The following is a 14975-nucleotide window of genomic DNA, read 5'->3' on the forward strand; positions in this document are numbered from 1 at the left end:
TTATGCCATTTAGACTGTTTAGAGCCGCCTACTTGTTATGTGTTATTATCGTTATGTCATTACTGGGGTCGTTCAAAGCCCAGGCTCAGTTTACTTTAGGGGGATATTCGAATAGCCACTACGCCGGTATACACGGTGTTCCAAACAATCCGGCTTCTGCCGCAGGCACGCATTATAAGTGGGATGTCAACATCGCCGGCATTAATGCTGCTGCAGGCAATACGTATATCCGTTTCCCACGCTCCATCCTGCTGCATCCGCCAGATTCACTGGAAGCACTGAAAAAAAACCGTGACTACTTCCTGGATACTGCCGGTACCGGCAAACAGTTTGGCTGGGGTAACGTAGACCTGATGATGCCTTCTGTGCTCTATTCTATAGACGAACTGCAGTCAGTGGCTTTCACCTGGCGTGTACGCGCTATGGCGAATGGCGGCAACGTGACTACTGATGTAGCCAACTTCTTCGCACAGGACTTCCCGAATCCAAACTTTACAAAGCGTCGGTACGATATGGAAATCGCCAACGGTAGTTTCCATTGGTGGAATGAATTTGGCTTCACCTACGCCCGTGTGCTCAAAGATGATGGATCGAACGTACTGAAGGGAGGCGTTACCCTGAAATTATTATCAGGTGTTGCAGCTGGCTATGCGCAGGTTGACAATGCTACCTTCATGATGAATTCCCGCACCAGCGGTGAGATCAACGATGGTACGTTAAAAGTAGGCTACAGTGAAGGGATCGCCAATTGGGAAAGACCTAATGCGAGCAACTATAAAGTATTTGGTAACATGGGCCTGGGCATGGATGTTGGCATTACTTATGAATGGCGTGAATCAATGGATGGCCTCAACGCTTATGATGATTCACAGTGGAATCCTGAAGCCGACGACTACCGCTTGCGTTTAGGCCTGTCCATTACCGACCTTGGTGGTATCACATATAAGAAGGCGCCTAATGTTACTGACCTGGACCTGCGTACAACAGATGTCAATCCGGATGATCTCCGTCTCCGTAATGGCGAAAGCTGGCAGCATTATTATCGCCGTATCCAGACTTACTTTACGCCGGTTGCCTCCTCCGAAAAATTCCGTATGAATACGCCTGCGGCCTTAAACCTCATGGCAGATTATAATATCGATGGCCGCTTCTTCGTCAACGCAGCTGGCCGGATGGCGTTGAACGCTGGTAAATTTGATCCGAGCAAAACTTATGTAGTGTCTTATTTCCAGGTAACGCCTCGTTATGATTCCCGTTACATCGGTGGCTACCTGCCGCTGTCTGTCAACAGGAATGGTCAGTTTGACGCTGGTCTCGGCCTTCGCCTGGGACCGCTGGTGATCGGTTCATCTACCATGTTGTCCAACCTGTTCCAGAAGAACAAGAACCGTCTGGATGGCTTCATTGCCCTGCGTATTATTCCAATCAAGCGGGGTGAAGGAAAAATTGGATGTCCTGCCGCTCAGTTCTAAGTATTTTAACGATAATTTTCCTGGTTGATTTACATTTGGATGCCGGAACAAATAACTTTGTTCCGGCATCACTTTTAGTATATGAGCTACCAGGAAACGCTAGAATATCTGTATCAGCGGCTACCCATGTTCACCCGGGTAGGCGCCAGCGCCTTTAAAAAGGACCTGCATAATACGATCGAATTATGCAAACAACTGGGCGATCCCCAGCACCAATTCAAATCCATTCATATAGCAGGGACTAATGGCAAAGGTTCTACCAGCCATATGCTGGCAGCGATCTTCCAGCAGGCTGGCTATAAAACGGGGTTATATACCTCTCCTCACCTCCTCGACTTCCGCGAGAGGATCCGCATCAACGGAGAAATGGTGCCAACTACCTTTGTTACTGAGTTTGTAGAGCAGCTCAAACCCACCATCGAATCGCTCGAACCTTCGTTTTTCGAACTGACCGTGGCAATGGCTTTCCAGTACTTTGCACTGGAACAGGTAGATGTGGCTATTATCGAAGTAGGCCTTGGCGGTAGACTTGACAGTACCAATGTCATCACTCCTGAGCTGTCTGTCATCACGAATATCAGCTATGACCACATGCAGATACTCGGTAATACCCTGCCGGAAATTGCTTCTGAAAAAGCAGGTATTATCAAGGCAGGTGTGCCAGTGGTGATCTCTGAAACACAGTCTGAGGTAGAGTCAGTATTTACCGACAAAGCCAAAGCACTCGGCGCGCCCATTCATTTTGCAGACCAGGAATGGCTGGTGCAGCAGTCCGAGTTTTCAGAAGGACGTCTCAAATTAGGATTACAGCATAGCCATAACGGTGATCTTAAAACTATCAATACAGATCTTACCGGCCAGTACCAGATGAAGAACATTATGGGCGTTCTATCGGCGGTGAAAATCTTACAGCATGCAGGTTGGGAATTGCCTGAACAGACGGTGATGACGGCCCTGTCGCATGTTAAAAAACTAACCGGTTTACGTGGCCGCTGGGAGATTATTTCCCGTGACCCGCTGACGATCTTTGACGTAGGACATAACCAGGCGGGAATTACTGAAGTTGTTCAGCAACTTGAACATATGGTATACCGGCACCTGCATATTGTGACCGGTTTTGTGAAGGATAAAGAAGTGAGTAAAGTATTACCACTATTCCCACCTGCAGCAACTTATTATTTCTGTAAGGCGCAGATACCACGGGCCATGGATGAGAAAGAACTCGCGGAAGCAGCGCACCAGCATGGATTGCGTGGGCATGATTATCCGACGGTGCAACAGGCGTATCAGGCTGCGAGACAAAATGCGCATAAGGAGGATATTGTGCTGGTGTGTGGAAGTTTCTTTGTTGTAGCGGAGGTGATGTGATAACTTACCATTAAACTGACTTACCCGATTTATAACAATAAGGGCGCATCAGAATGTGATGCGCCCTTATTGTTATAAAGAAGTCAATTAACGTTATTATCAATCTGTTGATATATCAGTTCATCAAGTTGTCAATCAAACATTCATTCAATTGATCAAATTGATTATTTAATCCATTTGCTAATCAGTCTATTAATTACAACTTCAACTCCTTCAACTTCAACAGCGCATAGAACAGGCACGTTACGTGCAGACTTTGCATGATCTTATTTTCCTTTATCAGCGTTTCCACATCTTCCAGATCCATCAACACCACTTCGATCTCTTCATTCTCATCCAGGTCCTGATCCTGTACTTTCCTGCCACCGGTAGCCAGGAACATGTGTGTGAGATTGTTGCTGGATGCGGGATTCGGTGCTACTGCGCCTAAAGGGATCAGCTTTTCAAAATCATATCCTGTTTCTTCCAGTAACTCCCTGCGCATGGCAAACTCCGGATTAGGATCTGTATCATCCATGGTGCCACCAGGGATTTCCAGTAAAGTCTTTCCAATGCCCTGTCTGAATTGTCTCACCATCACGATACGTCCATCGGCTGTTACTGCTACACAGTTCACCCAGTCGTTGTATTCGAGTACATAGTAAGCGTCAACAATCTTTCCGCTGGGCGTTTCACATGTATCTTTCCGTGCTGTTAACCAATTGCTTTTGTAAATGTATTCCGAACTTAAGGTCTTCCACTCTAACGATGACATAATCCGTCTGTTTAATGATTTATTTCCAGTTGTTTCTCTCCTTCAGTCTTTCTATATGTGCCAGGTGATGTTTACCATGCCATGAATAAGTGCCGGCAACACTCTTTAATACGAGGGTCTTTCCGCTTTCAGGATGAACAAAGGTACGTTGCCATTGCTCGTCTGTCAGGTTTTCCAGCAGGTTCACCCAGCGGGTATGTAAAGCGTGTAGTAAAGTCAGTGATACATTGATCGGCGTTTTTGCCACATCCGGCAGCTGTGCCCAGGCAGCTTCATTGTATGCTTTGATAGTTGGATTATCTTCTGTCAATGCCCACTTAAAACGTGTCATTGCGTTGGTATGACTATCTACCAGGTGATGCACTACCTGCGCTACTGTCCAGCCATCAGGCCTGTAAGGTGTTGCCAGTTGTGCAGCATCCAATGTCTGAACGGCTATTTCCACCAGCGAAGGCAAATATTTGATGTCATTGATATACCCCTTAAGTACGGAGGCGCTGATTTCAGCAGGCGCCTCAAATTTTCCAATAGGATATTTTAATTGCTCAAGATCCATTATCTAAATATTAGGAATTAAAACTGATCATTCATGAATCAAAAAATCCGGAATCAACATTTGCAATCACATCCGGAGTCATTACCCACCATCATCTGGAATCGTCATTTGTAATCACCATCCAGAGTCATACCCGCTATCACTATCTGGAATTATTATCTGTAACCGTTATCCGAACCATCACCTACAATCATTTATCCCGAATCAATTCTCCCCGATGGCTACCCACAATCGAATATCACTGTCCCTCGGTCCGTGGGCGGTTGCACCCATGTTATATTTTTGTCCCGGGGCGTTGCAACCCGGGGCGACAAAGAGCAGGACTCCTACGGAGTCATATTGATCAGGCGTCCAGGTAATTGCAAAAGTGCTATCCTCTATTCTTCTCTCAACCCCTTCCCTGTCATATGAATAAACACATCTTCCAGGTTCGCCTTTTTCACTTCTTTCTTCCGCTCAAAGCCACCTGCCACCAGCTGATCGATGAGGGTATCAGGAGATTCCAGCGCAATGATCTTTCCGCTATCCACGATAGCGCAGCGATCGCAGAGGAATTCAGCTTCATCCATATAGTGGGTGGTAATAACAACCGTAGTGCCTTTTGAACGTACTTCCAGGATCAGATCCCAAAGGTTGCGTCTAGCCTGAGGGTCCAGACCGGTAGTAGGTTCATCCAGGAAAATGATCTTAGGCTTATTGATAAGCGTTGTAGCAATAGAAAACCGCTGTTTTTGTCCGCCGGAGAGGTCTTTGAAATAGGCTTTAGCCTTATCCTCGAGGTTGAAAGCGGCGAGCAGTTCTTTCGGGTTCACATCGTGATTATACAAGCCGCAGAATAGGGTGATCAGCTCTGTCAGATTGAGCCTTGGATAATAACCGGAGCTCTGTAGCTGTACCCCTATCAGCTTTTTAATGGATTCGGGGTCTTTGTCGAGATCGATACCATCTACGATCACTGTACCTGAGGTCTTATCCCGGAGGGTCTCAATGATCTCAAGGGTGGTGGATTTACCAGCCCCGTTGGGACCTAACAATCCGAAGATCTCATTTTCATATACATCAAAGCTGATGCCTTTAACTGCCGTAAAATCGCCGTATGTCTTAACCAGGTCTTTTACTTCAATAATCTTCCTCTTTTCCATGCGTCTAAATTAATGCAAATAGCGACAGGCTGCAAGCCCATAAGGTAAAAAGCACCTTTGTGACGATAAAACAAAGGATTATGACATAAATAAAACCGCCCTTTTCCTCCGGACCCAAAACGAATCCAGGATGAAAAGGGCGCTTAAATCAAGCCTACGGCTTATTTCTTAACAAAAAACTGCGTAAAGTAAGTAATCCTTCCTTTAGGCGCAGCTCCAATACCGATCATATTGAAATCTCCCAGCATATTCCGGCGGTGGCCAGGACTCTTAATCCACCCATCAACCACGCCTTTCGCATCCAGGGTACCATAGGCGACATTTTCACCAACACCAGACACCCCATGGAACTTCAGTGTCACAGCGTCATTACGAATCTCAAACTGGTCATGTCCAAAAGGCACCTTCCCGGACGCCATGTTCTCGCTATGCTTCTGTGCCAGCAGTGAACAATACGATTCCAGTTTCAGTGGCGGCAATCCTTTCGATGCCCTGAACTCATTCGTGTAGTAAAGAATATCCTTTATCAGTTTGGCGTCTCCTGATCCGGTGGGCTCCTCACCTACCGCCGTAGGAGGATTCCCCTTAACAGGCGTAGTTTTGGCAGGCACGGCCGACCTTGAACAGGAAAATACGAGCAAATGAAAGGTCAAAGCGAATAAAAATACGGTAAATGTGAGCTTCCGGGTCATAGTAGTGTGTATGGTAATAAATTAAAATTAGACAAATATAACCAGTGCTGGTTTAGCAATAGTTATACCAAAAGCTCATATTTCACTTTTTTACTAACTATTTACTATTCGCTGCCATACATCCATCATGTTTTTCGACCCTAAAAAGACAGGTACCCGCTGGTGTAATTTGGATGGCTTCAGCTCCAGAAGACGTTGTTTACCAGTCGCCATTGCCAGTCCACCAGCTTTTTCCATGATGAAGGACATGGGGTTGCACTCATAACATAAACGCAAACGCCCCCCTGCATATTTTCCAAAAGCAGGATACATGAAAATACCTCCCTGGATCAGGGTACGATGTACCTCCGCAACCATACACCCTACAAAACGGTGACGGTAGATCTTGTCATGTTCAGTCTTAGCCAGGAAATAGTCAATCGCCTTACGGATCTTATCCTCGTACAGATGGTAGTAACCGATATTGACAGAAAAGATATCGCTTTCCGGAGGGCATTTCAGATTAGGATGCGACAGGCAGAACTCTCCGATGGAAGGATCGAGGGTAAAGCCCTGTACACTACGCCGGGTAGCATATACCAGCATGGTAGAAGAACCGTAGATGACATATCCTGCAGCGATCTGCACATAACCCGGCTGCAGGAAGTCTTCCAGTTCACAGACACTGCCTGTTGACGTAAGCCGGCGATATACGGAAAAGATGGTGCCGATAGACACATTCACGTCAATATTGCCCGATCCATCCAGAGGGTCCAGCAACACGACGTACTTAGAGTTTTTTGAGTACTCGTCATCAAACGCGATGAAGTTCTCTTCTTCTTCCGATGCTACGCCGCAGCAATAGATGCTGCTACGCAGGGAGCTGATGAACTGATCATTGGCGAATTCGTCCAGTTTCTTGACCGATTCCCCCTGTACATTGGTCTTTCCTACATCACCGAGGATATCGGCAATACCAGCCTTGTTGACCTCTACATTGACCCGCTTCGCGGCCAGACCTATATCACGCAGTAAACCAGATAGTTGTCCTGTTGCACCGGGGTAATTCCTAAGCTCCTGGATAGTAAATTCGTCCAGGGTCATTACTTTTCTGTTCATGTATAATGGATTAGTTTTCTCATAACTGTGAGCTGCCACATGCATTCTTCCTCTAATTTACCGAAACAGGCGCTATTTTAATGGAACTGTCATTTTCAGGCAAACAAATTTTAAAACAAATTTAAAGTTGTCTTACTTTGCCCCGTATTTTTTTCACGGAAGATTCAAGCATATATGAAGGTTTTCAAATTTGGCGGTGCAAGTTTAGAAAGTGTTGAACGAATTCAACAGGTTGCAGCCATCGTACAGTCATTCCCGGACCAGCAGATCCTGATCGTTATATCGGCCATGGGTAAGACGACGAATGAACTGGAAAAGGTCGCCCGGAACTTCTATCTGCGTAAACGTGAAATAGCCTCCCAGCTGTTGTATAACATTGAGCAGCAGCACCTCGAAGTTGCGGATAAGCTGCTGGGTACCCGCGACAACCCTGTATTCACCCAGTTACAGCAATTCTTTACTGAGGCTGAATGGACCCTGGGAGAAAAGCCGAACCGTACTTACGACTACTATTACGACCAGCTGGTGAGCCTGGGTGAACTGCTCAGTACTGCCATCGTCAGCGCCTATTTCAACCTGGCGGGCGTAAACAACGTATGGATGGATGTACGGGATGTATTTCGCACGGACGATACCTTCCGCGATGCCAATATCGACTGGACAATAACCGGCCAGAATGTGCAGGAGAAGGTGTTACCGGTCTTTAAGCATAACAATATTGTGATCACCCAGGGCTTTATAGGCAGTACCGACCAGAATGAAAGCGTGACTCTGGGCCGTGAAGGCAGTGACTATTCCGCAGCCGTATTTGCCAACCTGCTGAATGCGGAAAGCCAGACTATCTGGAAAGATGTGGAAGGCCTGAAAAACGCGGACCCTAAATTATTTCCCAATACGATCAATATCCCCGAGATCACCTACAGCGAGGTGATTGAAATGGCGTATTACGGCGCGCAGGTGATCCATCCCAAGACGATCAAACCGCTGCAGAACAAACAGATTCCCCTCTATGTAAAGAGCTTTCTGAACAAAGATCTGCCGGGCACCGTCATTAAGGAAGAAACCGACGCAAAGCAGTTACCGCCCATCATAGTATTGAAGAAAAATCAGGTACTACTCACTATCACTTCCCGTAACTTCGATTTCATTACAGAAGACCGTATCAGTGACGTTTACGAGCGCTTCCACAAGCTGAAGATCAAGATAAATTTAATGCAGAATGCAGCTATCAGTTTCTCCTGCTGTGTCGATAATAACGCGGAAAAGATCGAGCAATTGATGAAGGAGCTGCACAATGACTTTAAAATCTCATATAACGAAGGTTTGGAATTACTGACCGTACGTTATAACCAGGATGGCCTGCTGGAAGAACTGAGTAAAGACAGAACCGTGCTTTTGGAACAAAGATCACTCATCACAATTCAACGCCTGCTGAAATAATTTTTCATACCTTTTTGCAACCTTTTCTGTACCCGGTCGTCTATTTTAAAAACAACCTGCATGAAAAAGGTATCCATCATCGTCGTCATAACCCTGGGTATCCTTGCCATTATTGTACTGGAGGGCAGGGCTTTGCATCAACTGAGAACGGAACCTACAGGTAACACCCCTGAGATGCTTCCTTTCTACCTGCTCAGCATAGGGCAAGAGTGGGTAGCGCCAGTTAAGACACAGCCATGCCATCACTCTGAGATCTGAACTTATGAAAAGAATTCTGCTTATTATGTTCCTGGCTATTGCCGGAACGGGGACCATTTATGCCCAGAATGTTTCGGGAAAAATCACCGTCAAAACAACAGAAACAAACGGGCAACCCCTACCCTTTACAAACGTATTGCTACGTCAGGTAAAGGACTCCTCCCTGGTAAAGGGAGAACTTAGCTCCCAGGATGGAAGCTGCACCTTCGATAAGGTTACCGAGGGCAGGTATTTTATCGAAGCCACTTTAATGGGCTATACATCCGCCAGTACATCGGCCTTCTCCATTGATGCCAGCCACAAGCTGGTGCAACTACCCACTTTAAGTCTGTCGCCAGCCAGCAAAACATTGCAGGCAGTGAATGTTACCGCTCAGAAGCCTTTCATTGAAAGAAAGAATGGCGCTACTGTACTAAACGTAGAAAGCAGCCTGGCTGCTTCCGGCGGTACTGCCCTGGACGTCTTAAAAAGGGCACCAGGTGTGCAGATAGACAAAGACGATAACGTCATCCTGCAGGGTAATCAGGGCGCTACCATCATGCTGGATGGTAAACTGACCTACCTTTCCGGCGAACAGCTGGCTAACCTGCTGAGAAGCCTTCCTGCGGAAAATATCGCTACCATCGAAATCATTACCAGTCCTTCCGCCAAATATGACGCCGCGGGTAAAAGCGGGATCATTAATATCAAGACCAAGAAAACGGTGATCACCGGTATCAATGGTTCCATTAACCTGGGTGCAGGCGCCGGTAAATATGGCTTCTACAATGCAGGCATTAACCTGAACTGGCGGACAGAAAAGTTCAACGCTTTCGGTAACTACAACAACGGTAGCAGAGGCTTCTTCCAGACCCGTTATCTGGCGCGTCATATCCAGGGAGATGTTCCGCAGTTCTTTGAACTAAATGCATTTAACAGACGCAATTTCAAGAACAATAACTATAAAGTAGGACTGGATTATTTCCTCAATTCCAAACATACCATCGGCGTACTGATGAGAGGATATGACAACTCCTTCAACCAGGACGGCTTCAACCACACGCCTATCAGCAGCAATGGTAAGCTGGATTCTACACTGTACGCGGGAACCTATGTCAGGAACAAATTTTCCAATGTCTCATTTAACCTCAACTATAAAGGCCAGCTGGATACTTTGGGAACCGAGATCGGCTTTGATGCCGACTGGGCAAGATTCAAGGACAATAACTACATGACGCTGAACGACAGCATGTATTATGTAGTAAACCCCATTAAGAACACGCATGCGATCCTCAACAGACCCATTAACGAAGTGACCATCCGAAGTGTGAAAGCAGACCTCGTGCTGCCATTCAACAAGACCACCAAACTGGAGACCGGATTTAAGATCAGCTCTGTTAAAACGGATAATAATCTCAGGTATGATTCCCTGCTAAACGGGAAATACGTGAACGCCATTACCCAGAGTAACCAGTTCATTTATACCGAGGATGTTTATGCCGCCTATGCCATCTTCAAAAAGACGATCCATAATACAGACCTGCAATTGGGTCTGCGCGCGGAACAAACAAAGTCTGACGGTTATTCTGTTACACTGCAATCGCATGTGAAAAGATCTTACCTGGACTTCTTCCCCAGCTTCTCGTTAGATCAGAAGATAAATGAATCGCATAAGATCGGGGTGAATTATTCAAAGCGTATTTCGAGGCCGAATTACGGCGATCTGAATCCTTTTGTGTTTTATATCGACAAATACAATTACTTCAAGGGAAATCCTTACATGCTGCCGGAATACACGCATAAGGTGGAGCTGAGCTATACTTTCAAACAGAAATACGTGATGGCGCTGTCTTACTCGCAGACCAAAAACATAGTGCTGGAGTATATGGTACAGAACGATACAACTAAAGTAACTACTTACTACGACAGGAATTTCCAAAGCGGTTATGTGTACAATGTCTCACTGACTATTCCGATCGATCCCTTCAAGTGGTGGAATATCACCAACAATATCAATGGCAATTACAACTACTTTAATGTCAAGGATACTACTGTCAACCTGACTACTAATACCTTTGCCTTTAATTACCAGACCACACACACATTCACTTTACCGGACGACTGGAAATTTGAGATCAACGCGTATTATGAAAGTCCGTTCGTATGGGGGGTATACAAAATAAAACCATCCTATGCCATTGGCTTAGGTGTACAGAAGCAGCTGATGAACAAAAAGCTGAACATTAAGCTGAACGTTTCAGACATTACCAACAGGGAACAATTCCGCGGTTCTGCAAAGTTTAACAACGTTGATATGTATATCAACAACCGCTGGCAGAACAGGCGCGTAAACCTGGCCCTGACATGGAATTTTGGTAACAGCAATATCAAGGCAGCCCGTGAAAGGGAAGCCGGTAGCGAACAACAAAGGGTAGGCGGTTAACGCGTACCCTTTATGTAACCTTCCAGGTTGTCGATGATGAACTGCTGTTCATCGATCACATATTTTACGACATCACCAATGGAAATCATGCCGACCAGTCTATGCTGGTCATCTGTAACCGGTAAATGGCGGATATGTTTATCCGTCATTTTTACCATACAGTCCTGGATACTATCGTCTTCCGTAACCGTAAAGGGATTTTCCGTCATAATTTCGCTGATCAGTGTCTCTTTGGATGCCCTGCCTTTGAGGATCACCCGGCGGGCGTAATCACGTTCTGAAAAGATGCCTACTACTTTGTCGTTTTCGCTGAGGACGACCAGTGCCCCTACATTTTTGTTTACGAGCACGCTTAAAGCGTCAAATACGGTATCATTTGGCTGGATTGAATAAACCACATGGCCTTTCACCCGAAGGATGTCACGCACTGTTCCCATAACGAGGTAATTTAGGTGTGAAGAATGGAAAATGACCCTTTATTCCTAAGTTAAGCTTTTTATAGCCAAAATTTGCCTCCGTCATATAAATTTTCCCCACACAATTTGCATGCAGAATATTAATATATTACTTTACGCAATCGTTCGTCAATTTTATGTTACTATTTACAACCCTGATAATTAGCATTGTATGCGCAAATTGAGAATACACCTGGCAATCATGGCCTTAATGGGCCTGCTGGTACCGTCTGGTACCGTATCTGCTCAGAAGATTTTTAAAGACTGGCCAATGGGGACAGAGCCAGCCGTAATTGGGTTATTCGTTGCCAATCACTATGTGGCGGGACCATTTTCAAATTTTGGCAATCCCGGTGCTCCGCAATCCATTACCTATCCCGAAGTATGTACCTGGTATGGCGCGCTGCAGTTTGCAAAAGCAAGCGGTAACAGAGAGCTGGCAGAAAAACTGGCTGCACGCTATGAACCACTGACCGCACAATCCCACAGCCTGGTGCCTAAGCCAGACCATGTAGACCACAGCGTATTTGGCGCAGTTCCTCTGGAACTGTACATGCAGACTAACCAGTCGAAGTATCTGGAAGAAGGTAAAAGCTTTGCTGACAAGCAATGGGAACTACCTGAAAATCCCCTGCCCAATCAGCAGGAACTGCAATCCAAAGGCCTCTCCTGGCAAACCCGTATGTGGATCGATGACATGTACATGATCACCCTGCTGCAGGTGGAAGCTTTCCGCGCTACCGGCAATAAGGAGTACCTCGACCGTGCCGCCAGGGAAATGGTCGTATACCTGGATGCTATCCAACAGCCGGATGGCCTGTTCTACCATGCTACAGACGCTCCCTTTCTCTGGGGTCGCGGTAATGGCTGGATGGCCGCAGGTATGACAGAACTGCTCAGCGTTCTGCCAGCTGCTCATACCGACAGACCAAGGATTATGGACGGCTATAAGAAAATGATGGCCTCCCTGAAGAAACTGCAGGACAAAAACTACATGTGGCATCAGCTACTCGACGATCCTACCTCCTTTGCAGAGACTTCCTGCTCCGGCATGTTCACTTACGCTATAATAGTGGGCGTAAAGAAAGGCTGGCTGGAAGAAAAAGAGTACGGCCTTGTAGCCAAGAACGCATGGACCGCACTGGTAAGGTATATCAATGAAGCCGGCGACGTGAAAGACGTTTGCGAAGGCACCAACAAAAAGAACGATCAGCAGTACTATCTGAACCGTTCACGTGTGACCGGCGATCTCCACGGCCAGGCGCCTATACTATGGGCTGCTGCCGCGCTGATAGCCAACTGATCGCACCAAAAAGAGACACTAAACTTCCACGAATAATGACGTACAAAGGCCTGTCCATAACAGGAATTTTTCTTTTTTACTTATCCGGAATCCACGCCCAGCAACAATACACCGTTGTTTCTCCCGACAAATCGGTAACACTCAGGGTCACCGTTGGTACAGACATTTCCTATAGTCTCTCGCAGGACAATAAGGAACTGATCGCACCCTCAGTGGTATCGTTCAGAACGGACGCAGAAAAACCGGGCGCATGGAAAGTCAGCAAAGCCAAACCCGGCACTCACGATGGTACCCTCACTCCTGTTATTATGCAGAAGACGAAGTCCATCGCCGACAAGTACAATGAACTGCATCTCGATTTTACCAATGGCCTGGCGCTGGAATGGCGAGCCTATGATAATGGCATCGCCTGGCACTGGATTACCAGCAGTAAGAAGCCTTATAAAGTGCTGGATGAACAGGCTGGTTTCGTAATGGATAAAGAAGGCCGCTCCTGGTATCCGCAGGAAGATGCCATGTTCTCCCACAACGAACGCAAATACATCCATTATAAGCTGGACAGCCTGGATGATAAAAAGCTGGCCAGTCTGCCGGCTTTATTTGAAGTAAAAAACACCAAACTGCTGATCACAGAATCCGGTCTGTTCAACTATGCCGGCATGTGGCTGCTGGGTCAGGGTGGCGGTAAATTGAAAGCCGTCTTCCCCGCCTATCCGCATGAAAAGAAAGTTACCAGCGACAGGGACGAACAGGTTACTTCCCGTGAAAATTACCTGGCTGCCATTCAGGGCCCTCAATCCTTCCCCTGGAGGATTGTGATGATAGCCCGCCAGGATGGCGACCTGCTGACCAATCAACTGGTATATCAGCTGGCCCCACCTGCTACAGGCGACTATAGCTGGGTAAAACCTGGTAAGGTACAATGGGACTGGTGGCATTATAACAACATCTACGACGTAGATTTCCGCGCCGGTATCAACAACGATACTTACAGGTATTATATCGACTTCGCCTCGAAATATGGTATTGAGTACGTGCTGCTGGATGAAGGCTGGTGCGATACACGCGACCTGATGAAGTTAACACCGGGTATCAACGTGAAAGAGCTGGTAGACTATGCCAAAGCAAAGAACGTGAACATCCTGCTCTGGACCAGCTGGCTGGTGCTTGACAAACAACTGGACATGGCCCTGGACAAGTTCCGGGAATGGGGCGTAAAAGGTATTAAAGTCGACTTTATGCAGCGTGATGACCAGGATATGGTCAACTACTACGAAAAGGTATCCAAAGCGGCGGCCGCCCGTCAGCTGATGGTAGATTTTCATGGCGCCTACAAACCTACCGGCTGGCTCCGCACCTATCCCAATGTGCTGACATCCGAAGGCGTATTGGGTAACGAGATCAGTAAGTTTGCCGACTGGATCACGCCGGAACATACTACCACCATTCCTTTTATCAGGATGGCGGCCGGTCCGATGGACTTCACCCCCGGCGGTATGCTGAATGTACAACGTGATGATTGGGCAGCAGTACCTTCCGAACCAATGACGCTGGGTACCCGCTGCAACCAGCTGGCGATGTACGTTGTGTTTGAAAGTCCGCTGCAGATGCTGTGCGACCTGCCTACACATTACTATCATGAGCCTGTGGCCATGGAATTCCTGAAAACAGTGCCTACCACCTGGCAACAAACAATTCCCTTACACGCAAAAGTGGGCGAATATGTAGCTGTCGCCAGACAAGCCCCCAACGGCGACTGGTACATTGGTGCGATGACCAACTGGACACCACGCGAGCTGACCATCGATCTCTCTTTCCTGTCGGAAGGCAGTTATAAGATCGATAGCTGGAAAGATGGGATCAATGCAGACAGGAATGCAAAAGATTGTAAAATGGAATCCGGCACGATAGACAATCATTCGAAGATCACTTTGAAGCTGGCGAAAGGTGGTGGTTATGTAGCGAGGATTACGAAGCAATAATTAACTCAATGTTTTCTTGCCGGCGCAGCTGCT

General features: G+C 46.8%; 13 protein-coding genes. 7 read left to right on the forward strand and 6 right to left on the reverse strand.

Annotated features, from left to right (window positions below; genetic code table 11):
* Nucleotides 1-2 precede the first annotated feature (2 nt).
* Together BLR32_RS25765 and BLR32_RS25770 are read left to right on the forward strand one after the other, a co-directional pair.
* Entirely contained in the window at nucleotides 3-1472 is a 1470-nt protein-coding gene (locus BLR32_RS25765; protein ID WP_143011593.1) for a DUF5723 family protein, read from the forward strand.
* Between the two features lie 81 nt (nucleotides 1473-1553).
* Entirely contained in the window at nucleotides 1554-2840 is a 1287-nt protein-coding gene (locus tag BLR32_RS25770; protein ID WP_089836031.1) for a bifunctional folylpolyglutamate synthase/dihydrofolate synthase, read from the forward strand.
* Nucleotides 2841-3036: 196 nt separating this feature from the next.
* Here the strand turns inward: BLR32_RS25770 and BLR32_RS25775 are convergent, their stop codons facing one another.
* The 5 genes from BLR32_RS25775 to fbp form a co-directional block, all read right to left on the reverse strand.
* A complete protein-coding gene (locus BLR32_RS25775; RefSeq protein ID WP_089836032.1) occupies nucleotides 3037-3594 on the reverse strand; it encodes an NUDIX hydrolase in 558 nt (185 codons plus the stop codon).
* A 19-nt stretch (nucleotides 3595-3613) separates the two neighbouring features.
* Complete coding sequence (locus tag BLR32_RS25780) at nucleotides 3614-4150, reverse strand: YfiT family bacillithiol transferase (protein WP_089836034.1); 537 nt, start codon at nucleotides 4148-4150, stop codon at nucleotides 3614-3616.
* A gap of 377 nt (nucleotides 4151-4527) precedes the next feature.
* Nucleotides 4528-5292, reverse strand: coding sequence for an ABC transporter ATP-binding protein (locus tag BLR32_RS25785; RefSeq protein WP_089836036.1), 765 nt, complete (start codon nucleotides 5290-5292; stop codon nucleotides 4528-4530).
* 161 nt (nucleotides 5293-5453) lie between these two features.
* On the reverse strand, nucleotides 5454-5984 hold the full coding sequence (locus tag BLR32_RS25790; protein WP_089836038.1) for a CAP domain-containing protein: 531 nt from the start codon (nucleotides 5982-5984) through the stop codon (nucleotides 5454-5456).
* A 93-nt stretch (nucleotides 5985-6077) separates the two neighbouring features.
* On the reverse strand, nucleotides 6078-7082 hold the full coding sequence (fbp, locus tag BLR32_RS25795; RefSeq protein ID WP_089836115.1) for a class 1 fructose-bisphosphatase: 1005 nt from the start codon (nucleotides 7080-7082) through the stop codon (nucleotides 6078-6080).
* Between the two features lie 174 nt (nucleotides 7083-7256).
* Between fbp and BLR32_RS25800 the strand changes: the two genes are divergently transcribed.
* From BLR32_RS25800 to BLR32_RS25810, 3 genes are read left to right on the forward strand one after another with little or no spacing between them, the layout of a single operon-like run.
* Entirely contained in the window at nucleotides 7257-8522 is a 1266-nt protein-coding gene (locus BLR32_RS25800; protein ID WP_089836040.1) for an aspartate kinase, read from the forward strand.
* A gap of 60 nt (nucleotides 8523-8582) precedes the next feature.
* The gene (locus tag BLR32_RS25805; RefSeq protein WP_089836042.1) at nucleotides 8583-8780 is read left to right on the forward strand and encodes a hypothetical protein; all 198 of its coding nucleotides are present in this window, start codon (nucleotides 8583-8585) and stop codon (nucleotides 8778-8780) included.
* Between the two features lie 4 nt (nucleotides 8781-8784).
* Nucleotides 8785-11202 carry a TonB-dependent receptor gene (locus tag BLR32_RS25810; protein WP_089836044.1) on the forward strand — a complete coding sequence of 806 codons (2418 nt, stop codon included), beginning with the start codon at nucleotides 8785-8787 and terminating at the stop codon, nucleotides 11200-11202.
* Here the strand turns inward: BLR32_RS25810 and BLR32_RS25815 are convergent.
* Nucleotides 11199-11639 (reverse strand): CBS domain-containing protein, encoded by a 441-nt coding sequence (locus BLR32_RS25815; RefSeq protein ID WP_089836046.1) that lies wholly within the window; start codon nucleotides 11637-11639, stop codon nucleotides 11199-11201. The genes BLR32_RS25810 and BLR32_RS25815 overlap by 4 nt on opposite strands.
* A gap of 190 nt (nucleotides 11640-11829) precedes the next feature.
* On the opposite strand from BLR32_RS25815, the gene BLR32_RS25820 reads away from it, so the two are divergent.
* On the forward strand, nucleotides 11830-12960 hold the full coding sequence (locus tag BLR32_RS25820) for a glycoside hydrolase family 88/105 protein (protein WP_089836049.1): 1131 nt from the start codon (nucleotides 11830-11832) through the stop codon (nucleotides 12958-12960).
* A 35-nt stretch (nucleotides 12961-12995) separates the two neighbouring features.
* Complete coding sequence (locus BLR32_RS25825; RefSeq protein ID WP_089836051.1) at nucleotides 12996-14942, forward strand: glycoside hydrolase family 97 protein; 1947 nt, start codon at nucleotides 12996-12998, stop codon at nucleotides 14940-14942.
* Nucleotides 14943-14975: the final 33 nt, after the last annotated feature.

It is taken from the genome of Chitinophaga filiformis, from assembly GCF_900102545.1.
In the GTDB taxonomy this organism is placed as follows: Bacteria; Bacteroidota; Bacteroidia; order Chitinophagales; family Chitinophagaceae; genus Chitinophaga; species Chitinophaga filiformis.